The sequence below is a fragment of the Mesorhizobium sp. M8A.F.Ca.ET.181.01.1.1 genome (genome assembly GCF_004792025.1).
Classification (GTDB): domain Bacteria; phylum Pseudomonadota; class Alphaproteobacteria; order Rhizobiales; family Rhizobiaceae; genus Mesorhizobium.
Window position 1 is genome coordinate 370356 of the sequence record NZ_SRTV01000003.1, and the last position, 20031, is coordinate 390386.

At 62.3% G+C, this 20031-nt stretch carries 20 protein-coding genes; 8 read left to right on the top strand and 12 right to left on the bottom strand.

Features of this window, described 5'->3' with window-relative positions:
• Window positions 1–55 precede the first annotated feature (55 nt).
• Complete coding sequence (locus tag EN824_RS14460) at window positions 56–1240, bottom strand: pyridoxal phosphate-dependent aminotransferase (protein WP_127275850.1); 1185 nt, start codon at window positions 1238–1240, stop codon at window positions 56–58.
• An 82-nt stretch (window positions 1241–1322) separates the two neighbouring features.
• On the opposite strand from EN824_RS14460, the gene EN824_RS14465 reads away from it, so the two are divergent.
• The 4 genes from EN824_RS14465 (at window position 1323) to denD (ending at window position 4305) form a co-directional block, all read left to right on the top strand.
• Window positions 1323–2009, top strand: a complete 687-nt coding sequence (locus tag EN824_RS14465) for a GNAT family protein (RefSeq protein ID WP_127275851.1) — start codon at window positions 1323–1325, stop codon at window positions 2007–2009.
• Between the two features lie 14 nt (window positions 2010–2023).
• Window positions 2024–3013 carry a cation diffusion facilitator family transporter gene (locus tag EN824_RS14470; RefSeq protein ID WP_127275852.1) on the top strand — a complete coding sequence of 330 codons (990 nt, stop codon included), beginning with the start codon at window positions 2024–2026 and terminating at the stop codon, window positions 3011–3013.
• Window positions 3014–3102: 89 nt separating this feature from the next.
• Entirely contained in the window at window positions 3103–3315 is a 213-nt protein-coding gene (locus tag EN824_RS14475; RefSeq protein ID WP_135932412.1) for a hypothetical protein, read from the top strand.
• Window positions 3316–3327: 12 nt separating this feature from the next.
• Window positions 3328–4305, top strand: coding sequence for a D-erythronate dehydrogenase (gene denD, locus EN824_RS14480; RefSeq protein ID WP_135932413.1), 978 nt, complete (start codon window positions 3328–3330; stop codon window positions 4303–4305).
• 45 nt (window positions 4306–4350) lie between these two features.
• Here the strand turns inward: denD and EN824_RS14485 are convergent, their stop codons facing one another.
• The 4 genes from EN824_RS14485 to EN824_RS14500 all read right to left on the bottom strand — a co-directional run bounded on the left by EN824_RS14485 (window position 4351) and on the right by EN824_RS14500 (window position 8608).
• A complete protein-coding gene (locus EN824_RS14485) occupies window positions 4351–5562 on the bottom strand; it encodes a nickel/cobalt transporter (RefSeq protein ID WP_135932414.1) in 1212 nt (403 codons plus the stop codon).
• Window positions 5559–6227: a DUF1007 family protein gene (locus EN824_RS14490; protein ID WP_127275855.1), complete on the bottom strand. Its 669-nt coding sequence runs from the start codon at window positions 6225–6227 to the stop codon at window positions 5559–5561. Before EN824_RS14490 ends, EN824_RS14485 begins: the two co-directional genes overlap by 4 nt.
• 180 nt (window positions 6228–6407) lie before the next feature.
• Window positions 6408–7307 (bottom strand): LysR family transcriptional regulator, encoded by a 900-nt coding sequence (locus EN824_RS14495; protein ID WP_127275856.1) that lies wholly within the window; start codon window positions 7305–7307, stop codon window positions 6408–6410.
• A 104-nt stretch (window positions 7308–7411) separates the two neighbouring features.
• Window positions 7412–8608 carry an amidase gene (locus tag EN824_RS14500; RefSeq protein ID WP_127275857.1) on the bottom strand — a complete coding sequence of 399 codons (1197 nt, stop codon included), beginning with the start codon at window positions 8606–8608 and terminating at the stop codon, window positions 7412–7414.
• A gap of 542 nt (window positions 8609–9150) precedes the next feature.
• Between EN824_RS14500 and odc2 the strand changes: the two genes are divergently transcribed.
• On the top strand, window positions 9151–10284 hold the full coding sequence (gene odc2 / locus EN824_RS14505; RefSeq protein WP_127275858.1) for an ornithine/lysine decarboxylase: 1134 nt from the start codon (window positions 9151–9153) through the stop codon (window positions 10282–10284).
• A gap of 98 nt (window positions 10285–10382) precedes the next feature.
• Window positions 10383–10958, top strand: coding sequence for an N-acetyltransferase (locus tag EN824_RS14510; protein WP_127275859.1), 576 nt, complete (start codon window positions 10383–10385; stop codon window positions 10956–10958).
• Window positions 10959–11041: 83 nt separating this feature from the next.
• On the opposite strand, the gene EN824_RS14515 is transcribed toward EN824_RS14510, so the two are convergent.
• From EN824_RS14515 to EN824_RS14530, 4 genes are all read right to left on the bottom strand, one after another.
• Entirely contained in the window at window positions 11042–11326 is a 285-nt protein-coding gene (locus tag EN824_RS14515; protein ID WP_027144782.1) for an SCP2 sterol-binding domain-containing protein, read from the bottom strand.
• A gap of 191 nt (window positions 11327–11517) precedes the next feature.
• A complete protein-coding gene (locus EN824_RS14520; RefSeq protein ID WP_127275860.1) occupies window positions 11518–12039 on the bottom strand; it encodes a hypothetical protein in 522 nt (173 codons plus the stop codon).
• A gap of 29 nt (window positions 12040–12068) precedes the next feature.
• Window positions 12069–12494 carry a hypothetical protein gene (locus EN824_RS14525; RefSeq protein ID WP_127275861.1) on the bottom strand — a complete coding sequence of 142 codons (426 nt, stop codon included), beginning with the start codon at window positions 12492–12494 and terminating at the stop codon, window positions 12069–12071.
• Between the two features lie 13 nt (window positions 12495–12507).
• Window positions 12508–13080: a rod-binding protein gene (locus EN824_RS14530; protein WP_189343702.1), complete on the bottom strand. Its 573-nt coding sequence runs from the start codon at window positions 13078–13080 to the stop codon at window positions 12508–12510.
• A 737-nt stretch (window positions 13081–13817) separates the two neighbouring features.
• Between EN824_RS14530 and EN824_RS14535 the strand changes: the two genes are divergently transcribed.
• Both EN824_RS14535 and EN824_RS14540 read left to right on the top strand, forming a co-directional pair.
• Window positions 13818–15407 (top strand): hypothetical protein, encoded by a 1590-nt coding sequence (locus EN824_RS14535; RefSeq protein ID WP_127869891.1) that lies wholly within the window; start codon window positions 13818–13820, stop codon window positions 15405–15407.
• A gap of 34 nt (window positions 15408–15441) precedes the next feature.
• On the top strand, window positions 15442–16575 hold the full coding sequence (locus EN824_RS14540; RefSeq protein WP_135932415.1) for a PAN domain-containing protein: 1134 nt from the start codon (window positions 15442–15444) through the stop codon (window positions 16573–16575).
• Between the two features lie 210 nt (window positions 16576–16785).
• Here EN824_RS14540 and EN824_RS14545 read toward each other — a convergent pair whose 3' ends face one another.
• The 3 genes from EN824_RS14545 to flhA are packed head-to-tail and all read right to left on the bottom strand — an operon-like array spanning window position 16786 to window position 20007.
• Complete coding sequence (locus tag EN824_RS14545) at window positions 16786–17169, bottom strand: hypothetical protein (protein ID WP_127275864.1); 384 nt, start codon at window positions 17167–17169, stop codon at window positions 16786–16788.
• Between the two features lies 1 nt (window position 17170).
• Window positions 17171–17923, bottom strand: coding sequence for a flagellar biosynthetic protein FliR (gene fliR / locus EN824_RS14550; RefSeq protein WP_127275865.1), 753 nt, complete (start codon window positions 17921–17923; stop codon window positions 17171–17173).
• The gene (gene flhA / locus EN824_RS14555; protein WP_127869888.1) at window positions 17920–20007 is read right to left on the bottom strand and encodes a flagellar biosynthesis protein FlhA; all 2088 of its coding nucleotides are present in this window, start codon (window positions 20005–20007) and stop codon (window positions 17920–17922) included. Before flhA ends, fliR begins: the two co-directional genes overlap by 4 nt.
• Between the last annotated feature and the right edge of the window lie 24 nt (window positions 20008–20031).

The following is a 20031-nucleotide window of genomic DNA, read 5'->3' on the forward strand; positions in this document are numbered from 1 at the left end:
CCGCCATGGCGGCCAGCCGCAAATAATCCGGAAGGGCAGCGGGCCGCTTTGAAGCTCACTTGGCGAGGAACGCCCCGATCCGCTCCAGCGCGCGCAGGATGTTCTCCTCGGAGTTGGCGTAGGACAGCCTGATATAGCCTTCGCCCAGAATGCCGAAATCGGGGCCGCCGATCAGCGCCACACCGGCCTCGTCGAGCAGGGCCGAGGCGAGCTTCTTGGCCTTCCAGCCGGTCTTCGAGACGTTGGGGAAGGCATAGAAGGCGCCCTTGGGCGTGATGCAGGAGATGTTTGGCAAGGCATTCAGGCCTTCGACCACGATCTTCCGGCGGTTGTCGAAGGCGCGCATCATCTTGTCGACATCGTCCTGCGGACCGTCAATGGCCGCGATGCCGGCGAACTGGCTCGGCGCGTTGACGCAGGACCAGCAGTTGACCGCCAGCTTGCGCACCTTGTCGTAGAGATGGGCGCCCTTGTCGCCGTTCGGCCAGATCGACCAGCCCATGCGCCAGCCGGTCATCGCCCAGGTCTTCGACCAGCCGTTGAGCACGATCAGCCTGTCGCGGATCTCGGGAAAGCCGAGCAACGAACAATGCGTCTCGCCGTCATAGGTCATGACGTCGTAGATCTCGTCGGAGAGGATCGCGACACCGGGGTGCTTCTCCAGCCCCTTTACCAGTTTTTCGATCTCGGCCCGGGGCGTGACGCCACCGGTCGGATTGGCCGGCGAGTTGAGGATCAACAGCCTGGTCTTCGAGGTGATCAGCGCCAGCGTCTCTTGCGCCGAGAAGGCGAAGCCGTTCTCCTCGCGCATCGGCACGGGAATGGGGGTCGCACCGGTGAATTCGATCATCGAGCGGTAGATGGGAAAGCCGGGGTCGGGATAGAGGATCTCGGCGCCCGGTTCGCCAAACATCAGGATGGCGGCGAACATGGTCGGCTTGCCGCCGGGCATGATCATCACCGCCTCGGGCGAGACCTCGACGCCGGTGGTGGTCAGCGTGCGGCGCACCACCGCCTCGCGCGTTGCCAAGAGGCCGTTGGCCGGCGTGTAGCCATGGTGACCGTCACGCAGTGCCTTGATCGCCGCCTCGACGATGTGCTGCGGCGTCTTGAAATCTGGCTGGCCGATGCCGAGGTTGACGATGTCGCGGCCCTGTTGGGCAAGTGCCGTTGCTCGCGCCAGCACCGCGAATGCATTTTCCTCGCCGAGACGGTCGAAGGCCGAAATCGTGTGGAGCATTTTTCCCGTCCCTGTGGTTCTTACACTGCGGCAGCGTTTTTGTGAGCGTCCGCTCGCAAAAGTCAACGGATTGGAGATTCTGGTGACGGAAAATCTTGAAAACTGGCAGCCACGTCCTCGGCCCGAGCGCAAGGTGCTGGAGGGACGGACCGTCAGGCTCGAGCCGCTGAACGCCGCGAAGCACGGCGACGGTCTCTACGAAGCCTCGTCCGTATCCGACGTCGGTGGCCGCTTTGCCTGGTTGCCCGACTATCCGCCGGAAACCCGCGCTGCCTTCCAGCCATGGCTGGATAAGGTGGAGGCGAGCGAGGATCCGCTGTTCTTCGCCGTCATCGACAAGGCCAGCGGCAAGATCGCGGGACGCCAGACGCTGATGCGCATCGATCCGACCTATGGCGTCATCGAGATCGGCAATATCTATTGGGGACCGCTCATCTCGCGCAAGCCGGCGGCGACGGAAGCCCAGTTCCTGTTCATGAAATACATCTTCGACGAACTCGGCTATCGCCGTTACGAATGGAAGTGCAACAACCGCAACGAGCCGTCGAAGCGAGCGGCGGAACGGTTCGGCTTCAAGTTCGAGGGCATTTTCCGCCAGCATCTCATCGTCAAGGGTGAAAACCGCGACACCGCGTGGTATTCGGTCATCGACAAGGAATGGCCGGCTCTGCGCAAGGCTTATGAAGCTTGGCTCGATCCGGCCAATTTCGATGGCGACGGCCAGCAGAAGAGGCGGCTCGAGGATTTTCGCGCGGAATTCGGCGCCTAACGGGAGTTTGCCATTTGTCGCATACCCACGATCACGGCGGGCAGGATCACGGCGGGCATGACCATGGCGCCGGCCATGTGCATGGCTCGACCGACAAGAAGCGCGTCCTGATCGCGGCCTGCCTTACCGCCGGCTTCATGGTCGCCGAGGCGCTCGGCGGTCTGTTTACGGGGTCACTGGCGCTGCTGGCCGATGCCGGCCACATGCTCGCCGACGCCATCGCGCTCGGCCTGGCCTGGTATGCCTTTCATCTGGCAAGCCGCCCGGCGACCGGCCAGCTCACCTACGGTTTCGGCCGGGTCAAGACGCTGGTGGCCTACACCAACGGCATCGCCATCTTCGTCATCGCGCTGTGGATCGTCTACGAGGCTTGGGATCGCCTGCAGACACCGGCGCCGGTGCTGGGTGGACCGATGCTGGTGGTGGCGATCCTTGGCCTGTTGGTCAACATAGGCTCCTTCCTGGTGCTGCATGGCGGCGATCGAGACAACCTCAACATGCGCGGTGCCATCCTGCATGTGCTTGGCGATCTGCTCGGCTCGGCCGCCGCGATCGTGGCGGCACTGGTCATCCTGGCGACCGGCTGGACGCCGATCGACCCGATCCTGTCCGTGCTGGTCTCGTTGCTGATCCTGTCCACCGCCTGGTCGCTGATGCGTGCCGCCGCCCACGTCCTGCTCGAAGGCGTACCGCCACGCCTCGACCGCGACCTGATCGCCGGGGACATCCAGGCAACGGTCCAGGGCGTGCGCGAAGTGCACCATATGCATATCTGGTCGATCGACGGGACAAGCAGCATGGCGACGCTGCATGCGTGCCTCAACGAGGGCGTCGATGCGCATCAGGCCGTCAGCGCCATCAAGAAGCGCCTTGCCAGCGAACACGGCATCAGCCATGCCACCGTGGAACCGGAATTCGGCCAGTGCGCCGACGATGGTGACGACCACGATCATGAGCATCAGCATGGGCACGATGCGGCTGCGCATCACGGTCACTATCACTAGGTCCGATCGATGACCTTCGATCGGACCTGCCTCAGGAGTTCTCCAGCTTTGAAACTCAGCCCGATGAACGCCCCCCGCTCCGGTGCGGCATGATGGACCGTGACACGCGCAATGCGGCCATCGCGGCGGTCTGGATCATGCTTGTGTTCGGCATCGCAGCCTTCTACCTGCCGACCATGATGTTGGCGCTCGGCAGGTTTTCGACCGTGCTGGCAGGTATCTTCGGCACCGTCTTCGTGCTGGCGTTTTTCTTGGTGTTCTGGCTGCGCGCGCGCACCCAGCGCAAAAATCGGGACAAGTAAGGGATATCGGACATGCGCATTCTGATCACTGGCGCCGCGGGCATGGTCGGCCGCAAGCTCATCGCCCGGCTGGCCAAGGACGGCACGCTGCGGGGCGAGAAGATCACCGCGCTCGATCTGCACGACATCGTTCCGCCCCAGGCGTCGGCCATGGACGGCGTCAGCGTCGCACTGCACACGGGCGACCTCGCCGAAGCAGGTGCCGCGGAAAGGCTGGTTGCGTCGCGTCCCGATGTCGTCTTCCATCTCGCCGGCGTCGTGTCGGGTGAGGCGGAAGCGAATTTCGACCTCGGCTACCGCGTCAACCTCGACGGCACGCGCGCGCTGTTCGACGCCATCCGCCTGGGCGGCTTCGCGCCGCGCGTCGTCTTCACCTCGTCGATCGCGGTGTTCGGCGCGCCGTTCCCGGATGTCATACCCGATGAATTCCACCCGACGCCGCTGACCTCCTACGGCACCCAGAAGCAGATGAGCGAAGCGCTGCTCGCCGACTACTCCAGGCGCGGCTTCTTCGACGGGATCGGCATCCGGCTGCCGACGATCTGCGTGCGGCCGGGCAAGCCGAACAAGGCGGCCTCGGGCTTCTTCTCCGGTATCATCCGCGAGCCGCTGAGCGGGCAGGAGGCGATCCTGCCGGTGCCGCGCTCGGTCGTGCATACCCATGCCAGCCCGCGCTCGGCGGTGAATTTCCTGATCCATGCGGCTGGCATCGACGGTGCCGCCGTCGGGCTGCGCCGCAACCTGACGATGCCGGGCGTCGCCGTCAGCGTCGGCGAGCAGATCGAGGCGCTGGAACGCATCGCCGGATCGAAGACGGCAAGCCTGATCCGCGAGGTGCCCGACGAGACGATCTGGGCGATCGTCAAGGGCTGGCCGACCCGGTTCGAGGCGCGCCGTTCACGCGAGCTTGGCTTTGTCGCCGAGGCGAGCTTCGACGAGATCATCCGTGCTCATATCGAGGATGAGCTCGGCGGCAAAATTCCCGGTTAGTAGCGCGCGGTGCCGATCATCCCATTCCAACGGAATGGTTGGGGTCTAGACGCTGCCCGTCAGGCTCGCCGACAGCAGCAGCAATCCGAACAGGAACACGAAGGCCGCGCCGCCGATCTCGACGATCGAGTGAATACGGTTGCCCATGCGGCCGTCGCCGGCGAAATAGACCGCCCAGTTCTTGGCGGTCACGGCCATCGTGGCCAGGGCCGAGACAGTAATGGCGGTGCCGATCGACATCGCCAGCACCGACAGCAAGCCGCCGAGCCATAGCCCGTTGAGCAGCGCGAAGCTGAGTACGATCAACGCACCGGAGCAGGGGCGGATGCCGACGGCCGCCACCGCCGACCACGCGGTGCGCCAGTCGAAGCGGTCGCCGGACAGCATTGCCGGATCGGGCGCATGGGAGTGGCCGCAGGTTTCGCAGACCTCGCCGGCTACGTGATCGTGATGCGCATGATGGTGCGCGCCATGGTCGTGATGATGGTCATGCGCGCCGTGGTCGTGATGGTCGTGCGTATGGCCATGCGCATGGTCGTGATGGTCATGCGCGTGCAGTGCGTGCGAATGAGCAGCATGGGAATGGCCGGGGGCGTGCGAATGGCCTGCATGCGAGTGGCCAGCACGGGCATGAGCCCCATGAGAATGCCCGGCATGGGCCGCCGACAGGCTGTAGGCCGGCCCCTTGCCAAACAGGCGCAGGACGGCGGGGCCGAGCTTGCGCCACAGAAGCCAGGCGCCAAAGAGTGTGACCAGGGCAAAGCTCGTGATCTCCATGAACCAGGCCGCATCGGTCATCGAGATGGTGGTGCCGCGCAGGACGAAATAGGCAAGCAGCATCACCAGGATCGCCGTCAGGCCCTGCAGCAGCGCCGAGACGAAGGACAACAGGATGCCGCGCTTCAGCGCCACTTCGTTGGCCACCATGTAGGAGGAGATCACCGCCTTGCCGTGACCGGGGCCGGCGGCGTGGAAAATGCCATAGGCGAAGGACAGGCCGATGAGCACCCAGAGCTTGCTATTGTCCTGGCGCATCGCCTTCATGGCCGTCGCCAGCGCGCGATAGAATTCCTGCTGCCTGAGGTTGATCCACATCAGGATGTGGGCGAACGGACCGGTGCTGGGCGCCATGCCATCATTGACGCCGATGCCGAGCGAACTCTGGGCGTGCGCGGCATTGGCGAAATGCATCGTGGCAAAAGCGATGGCCAACAGGCCGAATGCCAAACGCAGGGACGGTTTCGTCACCGGGTTCATCCTTCTGGCTGACAGGTCAGTTCGAGCTTGGTGGCGAAGATCTTGCTCATGTCGGTGCCTGTCGGATCGTTGAAGAAGGCATCCGTCAGGGTCTTCTGGTTTTCCTTGATCGCTTCGTCCGGATCAGGACGGACCACCTTGCTGGCACAGTTCGAGGGCAGGCCCTCGACCGTGATGTTGGAATCCTCGGTGAAGTCGATCGCGGTGTAGAACGTCGGATCATAGACGCCGATGTCGATCTTGCCGGTCAGCTTGATCGGCGCCTTCGGCTCGGACTCGAACAGGATGATCAACTGGTCGTTGTCGAAATTGGCCATCAGGTGGGGCGGCGGCGTCATCGCCACGTCCTTGCCGTCCTGCGTGACGAGCTGGAAGTAATTGAACTCGGCTAGCGAGGCGTGGACCGTGTCGGCGACCTCCTTCAGCTCCTTGTCGTCAAGCTTCAGGTCGGAGTTCTTGTCGAACTCCATCATCACCGTACTCGAAAACAGATCGTCGAAGCGCCAGAGATGGCGCAGCGCTTTCACACTTTGGTGATCCGGGGCCAGGATCACGTCGAGGCGTGCCTCGGCGAAGACGTGCGGATGCACCTCGGCCGGTCCCGTCGCGGCGAAAGTCGCCGCCAAGGCCGAAGCCAGCGTGATTGCGTGCCGTTTCAAATACATTCGCGGTCGCGATTCCTTTGGCTTTCGGAAAGAGTTGCCGAAGGTTACCAGAAAGGGGGCGAAATTGGGACTGTCGGCGCATGTCACCCAAAAGTGCGCGGCGGTTCAGGGACAACGGCACGCACGCAACGAGAACTCAAAGCGCATCGCGGCGCGACGCGCCTCGAGGCCTGAGGCAGGTCAGGCGCTCTCACGCGTCCTGAACCACTGCACCAGGAAGTCGACGAAAACGCGCACCTTCGCCGGCAGATAGCGGCGATGCGGGTAGACGGCGAAGATGCCGCCGCCCGATAGGATGCGGTCGTCGAGCACCGCCACCAATTGGCCGCTCTTGAGGTCAGGCGCGGCGATGAAATCCGGCAGGATGCAAAATCCAAGACCCGACAGGGCCGCGGCGCGCGCCGCCATCGGGCTGTTGACCTCGATCGGGCCCGACACGGCAATGCTCACCGGATCGCCATTGTCGCCCTTGAACGGCCAGTTGTTCAGTCCGCGGCCATTGGTGTCGACGATGCAGGGCATGTGGCTGAGATCCTGCGGCCGTGTCGGCATGCCATGCTTGGCGATCAGTTCGGGAGAACCGCAGAGCTTGATCGAGAACGGCGCCAGGCGCCTTGCGATCAGCGACGAATTCTCCAGCCGCGAGATGCGCACCGCGAGGTCGAAGCCTTCCTCGACGAGATCGACGAAGCGGTCGTCGAGCTGGATGTCGAGCACGATGTCGGGATACTGCTTGGCAAAGTCGATCAGCGACTGGCCGATCGGCGCGTCGGCGAAGGTGCGTGGCGCCGACAGCTTGATGCGGCCGCGCACATCGCCGGAGGACTCGCGCACGGCGTCGGCCAGGCTGTCGACTTCGCGCACGATCTCGGAGGCGCGACGGTAGTAGGTGTGGCCGGCCTCCGTCATCGAGAACTGGCGCGTCGTGCGGTTCAAGAGCAGCGCGCCGAGTTCGTCCTCCAGCTCGCGCACATATTTCGACAGCAGCGCCTTGGAGCGGCCGATCTTGCGCGCCGCCGCCGAAAAGCCCTCGGCCTCGACGACGTCGATGAAGGCGCGCATGCGGGTCAGTGTGTCCATTATTCAGGCCCTTTGTGCTGCGTCCAAAGCGCGTCGCGTCGAAACGAATTCACGCGACGCGCTTTGAGTGTTGTTTGATGCATGTCGTCGTCGCAAAACCGAGGTCACTTTTGCGCGACATGCATTAGAAGTTTTCGGCCGAGCCGTATCAGGGCAATGTCGCTGCCGGAAGGGCCAAGCAGCGAAAGTCCAAACGGTGCGCCGGCAACCGAGCCGATCGGCAAGGTGATTTGGGGAAAGCCGGAGAGCCCGGCCAGGCACAGAAGGTGCAAGGCGCGCTCGCGATAGGCCTGGAACTGCTCGGGTGTGCTGTCGACATAAGGCGCCGGACCCGGCACCGTCGGCAGAATAAGAAAACCGTCCTTGCCGAGCAGGGCGCTCAATTCACCGCGAAAGGTCAGCCGGCGCACTTTTTCGGCCTGTGCCGTCCGGTCGTCCACGGCACGGCCGAAGCCGAACCGCTCCTCGACCCCAGGCCCAAGGTCGCGCTCGCCGCTGGTGATCCATTCGCCATGCACCGTCCAGGCCTCCCTGGCCTGCAGCCGGCGAAAGCACCAGTAGAGTTCATCCGGAGAAGAGCTGAAGCGCGACATCGGCGTCGCCGGCGTACCGAACACCGCGCTCGCCAGCGCCTTCATTCCTGCAAATTCGGCGAGCGCCGGCCGGGCGATCATTTCGTCCAGCCAGCCGAGCGTCAGCGGCCGATCCAGGGAATGTTGATGCGGATCGCGGCCAAGCAGCAGCTTGCCGACGGTCTCGTAGGTTTCGATGTCGTCGGCGAACCAGCCGAACGTGTCGAAACTCGGCGCCAACTGCATGGTGCCGTCGAGGGAAATGCGGCCATGCGTGGTGCGGAGGCCAATCAGCCCGCAGAAACTCGCCGGCGCGCGGATCGAACCACCTGTGTCGGACCCCGTTGCGATGTCGGCCAGCCTGCCCGCCACCGCCGCGGCCGACCCCGAAGACGAACCGCCGGTGACGCGGTCGAGAGCCGCCGGGTTCACCGGAAACGGAAAATGCGCGTTCTGGCCGAACAGAGCGAAGGCGAGTTCGTCGGTCTGGGTCTTGCCGACGAAACGCGCGCCCGCGTCGAGAATCATCTGCACGGCGCCTGCCGTGCGCGAAGCGGCGTGGCCTCCGGCGAATTTCTGCAAATTGCCGCAACCGGTGCGGTAGCCGGCGACGTCGTAAATGTCCTTGACCGCCAGCCGCAGCCCGGCCAGCGGCCCAAGCTCGGCATGCGCCACCGGCATCTGGCGGAGATCGAGAAAGGCGTTGAAGGGGCCGTGTGTGCCTGTCATCGTTCGATATCCGGATACGGTTGCGCCAACATTGTTCGATGCCAGAAATTTTACAACCTGGGATACGATTTTTATTGATTGTGAAATACTTCGCTCTTATATCGCGCTTGCCCAAAGTCGCACGTGCCTGTGGGTGTCCGCCGATCCTCGAATGGTGAGGGAAATCGGTAAGGTAACTGGAGCCAACCCCTCCAGTCGGTTTAGCGGCCAACCGCCAGACCGAGGACACCTTGAAGCAACGACGGTGCGGGCCTTTCTGGTTCTCTGCCGGTTGTCCAAAGACCGGGGTTACTGAAGAGGCACACCTTCATTGCCGGCAGTGCGGAACGGGGTTCTCCCAATCCAAGCCAAGGCAGACAAAGCGAACCGAAGCCGGGCAAGGCCAAGGTTCATCGCCGCGAGACGGCGTTTCATGGTTCCGGGGTCTCCACCGGCTGGTTCCATGGATTTTCCGTCCCGCCTTTGTTTGACCGCGTGTTCGCGAGGCCGACAGCCCGCGCCCGCACCCTTGTGCGCGCCGAAAGGCGCGATGGAGAAACCCGATGGCCACCCAGCGCATTCTCGACTTCCTCGCCACCCGACGTCCGTCCGGCCCCTGCCTCGTCGTCGACCTCGATGTCGTGCGCGACAATTTCCGCGCCTTCGAGAAGGCGCTGCCCGATTCCAAGATCTACTATGCGGTGAAAGCAAACCCGGCGCCGGAAATCCTGCGCCTGCTTGCTGCGATGGGCTCGTCCTTCGACACCGCTTCCGTTGCCGAAGTCGAGATGGCGATGGACGCCGGTGCGCCGGCGGACCGCATCTCCTTCGGCAACACCATCAAGAAGGAGCGTGACATCGCACGCGCCTACCAGCTCGGCATCAAGCTGTTCGCGGTCGATTGCGTCGAGGAGGTCGAGAAGATCGCCCGCGTCGCTCCCGGCGCACGCGTCTTCTGCCGCGTTTTGACCGATGGCGAAGGCGCCGAATGGCCGCTGTCGCGCAAGTTCGGCTGCGTGCCGGCCATGGCCGTCGATGTGCTGCGCCATGCCAAGGGCCTCGGCCTCGACGCCTATGGCGTGTCGTTCCATGTCGGCTCGCAGCAGACCGACCTGACCGCATGGGACCGTGCGCTGGCCGACGCCAAGAAGGTGTTCGCGACGCTCGCCGAGGAAGGCATCGTGCTCAAGATGGTCAATATGGGCGGCGGCTTCCCGACCCGCTATTTGCGTGACGTGCCGGCGGCGCAGGCCTATGGCCAGGCGATCTTCTCGGCGCTGCGCAAGCATTTCGGCAACGCCATTCCCGAGACGATCATCGAGCCGGGCCGCGGCATGGTCGGCAATGCCGGCGTCATCAAGTCGGAAGTCGTGCTGATCTCGAAGAAGGCCGACAACGACAATGTACGCTGGGTGTTCCTCGACATTGGCAAGTTCGGCGGCCTAGCCGAGACGATGGACGAGGCGATCCGCTACCCGATCGTCACCGCGCATGACGGCACCGAGACCGCGCCTTGCGTGCTCGCCGGCCCGACCTGCGATTCGGCCGACGTGATGTACGAGAAGACGCCGTATCCGCTGCCTTTGTCGCTGACCATCGGCGACGAGGTGCTGATCGAAGGCACCGGCGCCTACACGACCACCTATTCGGCGGTCGCCTTCAACGGCTTCGAGCCTCTCCGATCCTACGTGATCTGACGGTTCGAAAGAACCGATCAGATCATCCCAGGTGGGCGCCCGTCGCCCGCTTGGGCTCGCCTGTGGAACAGATCTCCGCTCGTGAAGGGATCGCGGAAATGGAAATGTCAGTTGAAATCGTAGCTCATGCGCCGGCCTTCGCCGTGGTCGCCGAAACCGTTGCCGACGTGGCGGCGCGCGAAGCCTTGCTCGATCGCGCCATGGGGCCGAAGCGCAAGACCAAATCGTCGGAAAAGCTGCGGCGTGGCCGTCGGCCCTCGGAGGGTCTTGCCTTCGTCGCGCGCGATGCCTCGGGCGGCGTGGCCGGCACGGTGCGGCTATGGGATGTCACCTTGGGCGAGGGCGGTTCGTCGGCGCTGCTGCTTGGCCCGCTCGCCGTCGACCCCTCGCTCAAGAGTGCCGGCATCGGTTCGGCGCTGATGCGGCATGCCATCGCGGAAGCCGCGCGCCTCGGCCATGCGGCGATCCTGCTGGTCGGCGACGAGCCCTACTATGGCCGCTTCGGCTTTTCGGCCGCCAGGACGGGCGCGCTCGCCATGCCGGGACCTTACGAGCGGCACCGCCTGCTGGCGCTGGAACTGGTGGAGGGCGGGCTTGATGGCGCCGAGGGCACGCTGAAGGCGTCCGGCCGCAAGCTTAAGGCACAGGCGCCGATCCTGGCGCGCGAGGCTTAAGCGCGACTGCCCTTCAAAACAAAACGCCGCCTGAAAAGGCGGCGTTTTGTCATCTCAAAGCCGCCTCTGGCGGCTACGTCCGTTCAGCCGATCAACTGGCTCAGCGCCATGGCGACGGTCATGTCGCCTTCGACCTTTATCTTGCCGGTCATGAAGGCCATGGTCGGATTCAGGTCTCCCGCGATCAGCGAATCCAGATCGTCGAGCGAGAGCTTGATGGTGCAGTCGGCAGGGGCGTCCGTGGTCGAGACGGTTGCGCCGTCGATGACGATGACGCCGTCGCTGCCGGTGTCGAATTTCACGGAACGATCGAACCCGCTGCTGGCCACGCGCGACTTGATCTTCTCGGCAATCTCCTGAACGCTCACGCTGTTCTCCTGTCTGGTTGCATTCTGTCGCGCAGGGCATTTCGGTCCGGCCGAAGCCCATGCCTCTGAGGCGATTACAATCGCTGCCGCATATAGCTTTGGATTGACGTTTACGTCAACGCAAATTGCGGGCATCGGCCCCGGCGCCGACTGCTATCGGGACCGCTGGCGCCGGCCCGACGGCCGATGGCTCAATGCGCGCTGACCGGCTTAGGCGTCTCGGTCGCGGGGGTGCTGGCATCCTGCCGCCGGCGCAGCCAGTTGTCGCGGATCTCATCCTTGCTCAGGAAATTGACCTGATCGATCAGGACCTCATGCACCAGGGTTGCGCCGACACGTGTGTTGATCGTGTCGCGGATGGCGGCGCGAAAGGCATCGAGGTCGACCGTCGCCTTCTTGGTGAAGTCGATCTGGGGATGGGCGTAGAGATAGCTGTAGACCTCGTCTGTAATCAGCGCCTCGGCCGGGATCGACAGCTTCTTTATCTGCTCCGGCTCGACGGTATAGACGAGCTTGGCCAGGAAGTAGCCGTCGATCTTTGAATTGTGGATCAGCGGCACCGAAATGACGTCGGTCTTGACGTAGTCCAGCCCACCCAGCATCGGCTTGGGTTTCTCGCCGACGCCGCGTTCGCCGGCGGCCTGGAACGAATAGAACACCGCGCCGAGCGTGGCGGCGCAGATCCAGACCGCTATGGCGATGACCTTGATCATTTTGAACCCGGGCCCGGCATCGCCGCGCTCTACCCTTTCGGCCTGCCGAATTCGCCGGCGGAGTAGGTGCCGTCGGTCTCGGCGCGCTGGATGGCGCTGCGCAGCAGGCCGGCGACCTCGTTGACGGCGCTCAGATGGGCCAGGATGGCGGCCTCGTTCTTCGCCAGCTTCTGGCGCAGCCGGGTCAGGCCCTCGCGATGCTGCTCGAGGAATTCGGCCTCGCTACCGCCCTTCATGGCGCGGGTGAGCTCGTAGAGATAACGGCTCTTGCGGGCGTTCGACGCCTTGAGGTCATAGCTTGTATCGCTGCGGATGCCGGCGGTCTCTTCCTCGACCACCTCCTCGATGCGGCCGATGATGGCGGCAAGGTTTCCAGGCCGAGCGAACGGGGCCGGTGTGTCCGGCGCGGTCGCTCGTGCTGGCAGGTTGGCGGTGAATTCGGAAGAGTCGGCCATGGTGTTTCCCAGTCTAGATCTTGATGTCTGTTTTTATGGTTGTCTCGTCGCCGGTCATCGACCTGGCGGCCTTGCGCTGCAATTCCTGGACGAGCGAGGTGGACAGACGGGTTTGCGTGTCGATTTCGGTCTTTTCCGGTCCATTCGAGACCGGGCCGATCGGCACCTTGCGCTTGCCGTCCATGTAGTGGTCGGCGAGCAGCGACTTGGCGATGCCGATGCCGCCGCGATCGGCCATGACGTCGGCGACGCGCTCGGCGAGCTGCGATTTCCACATGTCGCCGGCGAGACCCGTGCCGTAGACGCCCTCGGTGTCCTTGGGCAGCATGTTCTGGATGAAGGTCTGCAAGACCATCGCCTCGAACTTCTTGAACTTCTTGGCAGGATCGGCCGTGGCGGCGGCCTTGTCGGCCGTCGCGCGTGACAGGATCGATCCGGCATCGACAGAAGCCGCGGTGTCGACCGAAAACGTGCCGGCGACGCCGCCGGCGCGCTTGGTCAGCGCGGCGCGGGCAGCCTCGATATCCATCGGATCGGCAGCTCGGGCGACATCCATCACGATGTCGCTGGGTGGAGAAATCGCCAAGAAAGTCCGCCTTTTGCCGGGTTTCCTTAGCCAGGACCATGCCTCAACAAGCTTGTGGCAGGCTTGCGGAGGGTGAGGAGATGCTGGAGTGTGGTTCGGTTGTTTGCTTCGCGCTACGAGTGGCGCTTCCCGAGCAGACGTTCTGGTGTCGCCTTTAGGCTGAAAGCACGCGGTCCAGTTTCTAGAACGATCTGTCCAGAAGGTGCCATTGCGGTGTCCGCTAGGCCGCGTTCGGAACATCGGTAAGCTTGGCCGCCAGAAGTGCGCTTTGTTTATGGCCATCTTTCGCGCATCAGTTTAGCACGCCGAGCACGCGGAGGGTACTCAGCCTACCACCAACCAGGCCATCGGCATCATTGGCCATCAAGTTCAGTCACAAGGCTATTCTGTGAGCCTCGGCGCAAATGCTCCTGCGACGAGGCCCAATGGTCTCGGCGACTGCTGATGAAACGGCAGGTTGGATCAGGATGGCGGCCGAGTTGCAAGCGAAACGCTTTGCTAAACGATTGCATGTCAAACCGAATTTTCACGGGACGGGTATACTCGATTGTCTTTGGCAGATCCCGTGGCATGTACTTGCACCTGCGGCTGTCGGGTTGCACATCCGATAGCTATCTCGGAAAGTAACGGTGTTTCTCGATTTCACGGATATTAGCCGCGTCGACGGTGTTTTTTGATGCAATTGCTCATTCAAGATGACAATATGGCTTGGGGATATTGGGGAGACGGGGCGCCTGATGCACGCAAGTATGAGCCAAAAGCTGGCCAGCTATGGCCAGTGGACATATCGTGGCGCATGGGCATTAGAGATCATAGCGTCGATTATTGGATTAGCCACAGGCCTTGTTTTGGGCTTTCAAGCTTTCGAAGCAAGTCAATCTGCCACGGCGATGGACCTTATTCTCGCCAGTGCCCCGTTTTTTATCGTTTCCATCGCTGAGCTAACGAAGATTCCAATCGCCACACTTTTATATAGCGTGTCCTGGCTGTGGAAGCCTGTGATCTTGGTGTTTCTCCTACTTCTAGCAGGCATCACTTTTGAGACAGTTTTGTTGGGGCTGGAGCGCGCTGGCACGCTCCGCGAATTGCAATATGAAGAACTCGCCGACGGCATCGATTCGCTCACCAGAGAGAATGCGAAGCTTGACGCTGCAGACGAGTTCGCAAAGCAAGCAGATCAGGCCGCCAAAGCCAGAGCGGATCTGGAAGAGATCAGCGCGCTTGCCGATAAGGCTCGGAAGGAAATTCAAAGCCGTATCGCAGACGTCGACACCGAACTTCTAGCGACGACTGCTCTAACGCCAGAAGCGTCCAGAGCACGAGAACAGGTCCGGGAGAAAGAGCAAAGACGAGTGGACCTAGTTGCCGAGCGAGATGGTCGAGTTCAGCAAGCAGTAGAGGAGTTTGAAAGGCAACGAGACAGTTACGTGGAGCGGATTAGAGACGCCCGAGAAACTGGCGACACAGCTTCGGCAAAGCGCTGGGAGGACGAGATTGGGAAACTTGCCAATCCTCGCGCTAAGATCGAGGCAAAGTATGAATCGCAAATCGCGGCTGTCGATCAAGAGATCGCGGGTACTCGAAGCGATTTCGACCGTTTGAGGCTTGAAAGCCCAAAGATGACGGCAGACCAGAGACAGGTGCTCCAGAGCCGACGAAGCGACCTTGAGAAGACGCTTGATGCAATAACTGCAGATTGGGAGCGCCGGCTCGATCAGGCGAGGGAGACACTGTCAGCAGCACAGACGGCGGAAGCTTCGAAAGCTAGTACCCTAGCTGCCAATCAAGCGCGGCGAGACGAGATAGCAAAGCAGTTGAGCGAACTTGAGAAGAAGCGCATCCCGCTCGCCAGGACAGACCAGATTCGACGAATCGCAGCCCGCTGGTACGGCGAAAAGCCGGAAGAAGTGAGTGAGCCTCAAGCGGGGAGAGTCTCTGCAATCTGGTTCGGCTCCCTCGCCGTGATTGCAGGATTGGCCGGCCCAATCACTGCCATGGTGGCTCTTGGTTTGCAGCGTATCGCTGCACAAGCCGAAAGTCGTACTGAGAGCCCGCTGTCGCGTCTGGTTCGACGATTGCTCTTACGGTGGCGATGGCGCCGGGTTCGTACGATCAAAGTGCCCTTTGAAGTTTCCGTCGACAGGGAGGTCGAGAAACGCGTTGAGGTTCCTGTTGAAAAGGTGGTGAAGGAAATTCTCTATGTACCCATCCTCACCGACGATCCGGATGCCCTGCGAAAGGCGCTAAACGAGGATTTGCCACCAGAGGTCGTCGATCTCGTCAAAGTGGCCGCTAAAGGTGGTCGCAACAGTGCTGGTCAGGCATAATACGGAGCTTCTCGAGCGAGCCGTTGACTTAGTCGTGAAGCAGGCGGCTATCCCGACTCTGCAGGCTGAGGCAGCTGCCTATGACAAGATAGCACGGGCAAATGCCTTCCGCAGGATGATGACGGGGGCTGCAGTAGCGGTCGCCGCCGTCGGCATCGGCTATGGAGCGGCGTTATTTTTCGGGCGTGAGTTCAGACTTTCACCAACCGTAGATACCATTCGGAATCATAAGGGAACCGATAACATTGCGCCCAAAGAGACAGTCTCGGAGGGCAAGACGGAACGGACAACGATTCCCATCCCTGAACCAGCCCCTAGGTCGGAGGTTGCCTCGCCCCCGCCGGCTCCTAAACCTGACATCGTGACTGAAGACTTCAACAAGTTCCTCACGCGGGAAATAGACTGGGGAGGTTCGCACTGGTCATTGGTTTCTGGCCACCATTTTAGCGACGAGAACGACCCGACATGGGATCGTGCATGGTGCTACACACGTCGCATAGTAAATGGCGTCGATGTAAACGTAGACTTAGCAAACCGACCCTCCCCTACTGATCGCCCCCAAGCGCCCGCGGCGCCCTTGGCTACACTTGCATCCATCGGCCTGAATGATGCATCGGCTCTGGAACTCGCATCGAAATGTGCGTGGCTCGACAACAGGACGTTCAGCGGCAATGACTATAATATGCCCCCTGGCCGTGCCGAGGAAGCCCAGAAGCTCGTTGTTCAGGATGGCTGGGATGCAATGGGCTTCGACCTCCCGAGCATGCCTGTTTGGAATGTCTCATTCGAGCAATGCCAAATCCAATGCGAGGGCGACAACCGGTGTCAGGCAATCACCTATGACAAGAAACACTCCGCATGTTTCATGAAAGGAGACGCATCGGTCTTAGTGAGAGCTCCCGATGCTGCTGTGGCCGTCAAGCAGGCCGTGGCGAACAAAGTTCAATACTCTAGTCTCGTTTTCTACAAAAACACTGTCGTAGTAGGCAATTCATACTCGAACATCACCAGCACATATGCTGACTGCGTATTGGCATGTGCTGCTGATGTGAAGTGTATGGGCTTTGATTTCGATTCTCCTAACAAGATGTGCTCAATGCTTGATCAAGTAGATTCGTTGTCCGTGTTCAAAGGGGTGGCCTCGGGAAGTAAAGCAGCTGCAAATTGAGAGTCTTTTGGCTACCAGCCAGTTCCCTCCTGGTTCCGGTAGCATTAGGGTTCCCAGCAGCCATTTCTGTGCAACTTATGCGTCCGGACGCCGTAGGTCTGTTTATGGTCGATCGCGGAGTCGCCCTCTGCTACTGACATCGGCGCAAACGGTCATTCACGTCGTGCCATCAATCAGTCAACTTGGAGTAGGCCAGCATGATGTTCGACGCTACTCCTCGCCACGCTTCTGCGCGATTAGGTCCAGCCGCTCGCGGTCTGATCTCTCGCGCTCGTCGCGGTTGCGCACGTCCTTGTAGGCGCGCTCCACCATGTTGGTGCGGGCGCTTGCCGCGGCGATGAGGCCGGCTTCCTGCCTGGCGCTTTCCAGGCTCTCTTCCTGACGCACGACGGCCTGGGCGATGCGGCGATGATAGAGATCGGGAAACAGGCCGGACAGGGAATTGTCCTGGTCGAAATGGCCGATCAATTCTCGGGCCTCGGTCTCGGCGGCGTTTGCCGCGGCCACGAAGGTGGCGTGGCGGGTCTCGTGCAGGGCTTTCAGCTGTTCCTGCACCTTGACGAGTTTCCTCAGACGATCCTTGCGCGTGCTCATTTCACCTCGCCAGTGTGAGGTCGACGAAGCCGTCGACGAACAGCGACAGCATGGTGCCGACGGCGAAATAGAAGATCAGCATGCCGCCGGCGATGACGAAGGGCTGGGAGATGAAATAGATAGGGATCTGCGGGGTCAGCTTGTTGACGAAGCCGATGGTCAGGTTGACGAGAATGGCGTAGGCGACGAACGGGCTGCCGAGGCGGATGACCAGGAAGAACGTGTCCGACACGGTGTCGGTGATGTCGACCAGCGCTGCCTGCGGGTTGAAGAAGACGTTGACCGGTGCGACCGTGTAGGACGCCACCAGGGCGCGGACGATCTCGTGGTCGAAGTCGAAGACAAACAGCATCAGCAGCGCCGAGAACGAAATGATGGCGGCGAGCGCCGCCTGCGGCTCCGGCTCCTCGATCGCCGGCCCGCCGGAGCCGCCATAGCCGATCAGCATGGCGATGGCCGAGCCCATGAAGCGAAGCGCTTCCATGTAGAGCCTGGTCATGGCGCCGATCAGCCCGCCGACCAGCAGTTCCGAAATGATCATCGGCACCAGGATCTGCGGACGCGGATCGACGAAGGGAAAGATCTTGTCCCACAGGAAGGCAAGCAGACCGCCGGTGGCGGCGACCGCCACGAACAGCCTGACCTGAACGGGCACGCGGGCGCTGGACAGGCCCGGCATCAGCATGAAGCAGGCGCCGATGCGGCAGAAGGCGAGGAACGCCGCGATGACGACGGCCTGCGAGAGAACGCTCACGATATGGTCCCGAGCACCCTGATCTCGACGCCCTTGGCGATTTCGACGTGGGAGAGCACCGGCAGCGTGGTGAACAGGCGTTCGATGATCATGCGTACATAGGGGCGAGCGTCGGGCGCGGTGACCAGCACGAAGCGCTCGCCGGCTTCCAGATGTTTCTTGATCGCCTTGGTGGCGTCCTGCCCGAACTCCTCCAACTGGCGCGGATCGATGTCGAACTCGCGCACCTCGCCCTTGGCGTCGCGCTTGAGGCTCTGGTGGAAGGCAAGATCCCAGCGGTTGCCGAGGCGCAGCACCTTGAGCACGCCGCCTTCCGAGAGGTCGCCGCAGATCTGCTGGGCCATTCGGATGCGCACATGTTCGACGATCTGCTCGGTGCGGCGCACATGCGGCGCGATCTCGGCGATGGCCTCGATGATCAGATGCAGATTGCGGATCGAGACGCGTTCGGCCAGCAAAAGCTTCAGCACCGCCTGAAGGCCGGGATAGGAGATGTGGGTGGTGCAGATCTCGTCGGCGAGCTTGCGGTATTCCTGGTCCTGGCGTTCGAGCAACGCCTTCATGTCCTTGTAGGAGAGCAGCTGCGGCAGGTTGTTGCGGATGACTTCCGAGAGATGGGTGAGCAGCACCGACATATTGTCGGCGAAGGTGAAGTTCTCGCGCTTCAGATCCTCGGCGAAGGTTTCCATGACGGAATAGGCGCGCATGCCGAAGGCGGGCTCGCGAATCTCCTCGCCGGGGATTTCGGGTATGTCGCGGTTACCGAGCAGCACCATGATCTCGCCGACGCGCATGGAATATTCGGCGACCACGGTGCCATGCACCTTGATCTGATAGCTTTTCGGCGGGATGGCGAAGTCGTCGGCGACGCGGACTTCCGGAACGACGAAGCCGTATTGCTGCGCGAATTTCTTGCGCATCTTGGACATGCGGAAGACCAGTTCCTGATGCGAGACCAGGAGCCGGGTCGAAAGCTGCTTGCCGATCAGGAGTTCGATCTCGGCGGTGGCGAGAGAGGCCTTGACCGAGTTCTTTTCTTCCTCGGCCTTTGTCGCCTTCTCCTGGCTCTTCAGCGCCTCGGCCTCGGCGACCGCCCGGTTGTGGCGCATCGGAATGACATAGCCGAGGCCGGCCATGCCGGCGGCCAGCGCGAAGAACGGGAACAGCGGCAGGCCGGGCATCAGGCCGAGCAGAACCAGCAGCGCGGCCGCCACATAGAGCGCGCGCGGATGAGCGCCGAGCTGCCCGAACACGGCCTGGTTGGTCGAGCCGCGGGTGCCGCCCTTGGACACCAGCAGGCCGGCGGCGAGCGAGACGATCAGCGCCGGAATCTGGGTGACGAGACCGTCGCCGACCGACAGCTTGATGAACACGTCGGCGGCCTCGCCCATGCCCATGCCGTGCCTGATGTAGCCGATGGCGATGCCGCCGACGATGTTGATGGCGGTGATGATGAGGCCGGCGATGGCGTCGCCGCGCACGAATTTGGAGGCGCCGTCCATCGAGCCGAAGAAGGAGGATTCCTCTTCCAGTTCGCGGCGGCGCAGCTGCGCGGTCTTGTCGTCGATCATGCCGGCGGAGAGATCGGCGTCGATCGACATCTGCTTGCCGGGGATGGCGTCGAGGGTGAAGCGGGCGCCCACCTCGGCAATACGGGTGGCACCCTTGGTGATGACGATGAAGTTCACCACGATCAGGATCATGAAGACGATGAGGCCGATGACGAAGTCGCTGGCCATGACCAGCTTGGAGAAGCCGGCGATGACATAGCCGGCGGCGTGCGTGCCCTCATTGCCATGCGACAGGATCATGCGCGTGGTGGCGATGTTGAGCGACAGGCGCAGCATGGTGGCGATGAGCAGCACGGTCGGGAACGAGGAGAAATCGAGCGGCCGCTGGATCCACAGCGCCACCATCAGGATCAGCACCGAAAGCGCGATCGAGAAGGCCAGCCCGATGTCGATGAGAAAGGCCGGGATCGGCAGGAACAGCACGGCCAGGATGATGACGATGCCGAGCGCGAAAAAGATGTCGCGGCCGTTCTTGGCCACCGCGCCGGGCTGGATGCTTTCGCTGATCGCCATTCTCGTCCTCGAACCCATAGGGCT

Coding starts and splice junctions, on each gene's coding strand:
- EN824_RS14500 (WP_127275857.1), bottom strand. CDS start 8,608: ATGACAGGCACACACGGCCCCTTCAACGCCTTTCTCGATCTCCGCCAG.
- EN824_RS14535 (WP_127869891.1), top strand. CDS start 13,818: ATGCACGCAAGTATGAGCCAAAAGCTGGCCAGCTATGGCCAGTGGACA.
- EN824_RS14510 (WP_127275859.1), top strand. CDS start 10,383: ATGGAAATGTCAGTTGAAATCGTAGCTCATGCGCCGGCCTTCGCCGTG.
- EN824_RS14460 (WP_127275850.1), bottom strand. CDS start 1,240: ATGCTCCACACGATTTCGGCCTTCGACCGTCTCGGCGAGGAAAATGCA.
- EN824_RS14490 (WP_127275855.1), bottom strand. CDS start 6,227: ATGTATTTGAAACGGCACGCAATCACGCTGGCTTCGGCCTTGGCGGCG.
- EN824_RS14525 (WP_127275861.1), bottom strand. CDS start 12,494: ATGGCCGACTCTTCCGAATTCACCGCCAACCTGCCAGCACGAGCGACC.
- EN824_RS14485 (WP_135932414.1), bottom strand. CDS start 5,562: ATGAACCCGGTGACGAAACCGTCCCTGCGTTTGGCATTCGGCCTGTTG.
- EN824_RS14520 (WP_127275860.1), bottom strand. CDS start 12,039: ATGATCAAGGTCATCGCCATAGCGGTCTGGATCTGCGCCGCCACGCTC.
- flhA (WP_127869888.1), bottom strand. CDS start 20,007: ATGGCGATCAGCGAAAGCATCCAGCCCGGCGCGGTGGCCAAGAACGGC.
- EN824_RS14475 (WP_135932412.1), top strand. CDS start 3,103: ATGATGGACCGTGACACGCGCAATGCGGCCATCGCGGCGGTCTGGATC.
- denD (WP_135932413.1), top strand. CDS start 3,328: ATGCGCATTCTGATCACTGGCGCCGCGGGCATGGTCGGCCGCAAGCTC.
- odc2 (WP_127275858.1), top strand. CDS start 9,151: ATGGCCACCCAGCGCATTCTCGACTTCCTCGCCACCCGACGTCCGTCC.
- EN824_RS14495 (WP_127275856.1), bottom strand. CDS start 7,307: ATGGACACACTGACCCGCATGCGCGCCTTCATCGACGTCGTCGAGGCC.
- EN824_RS14545 (WP_127275864.1), bottom strand. CDS start 17,169: ATGAGCACGCGCAAGGATCGTCTGAGGAAACTCGTCAAGGTGCAGGAA.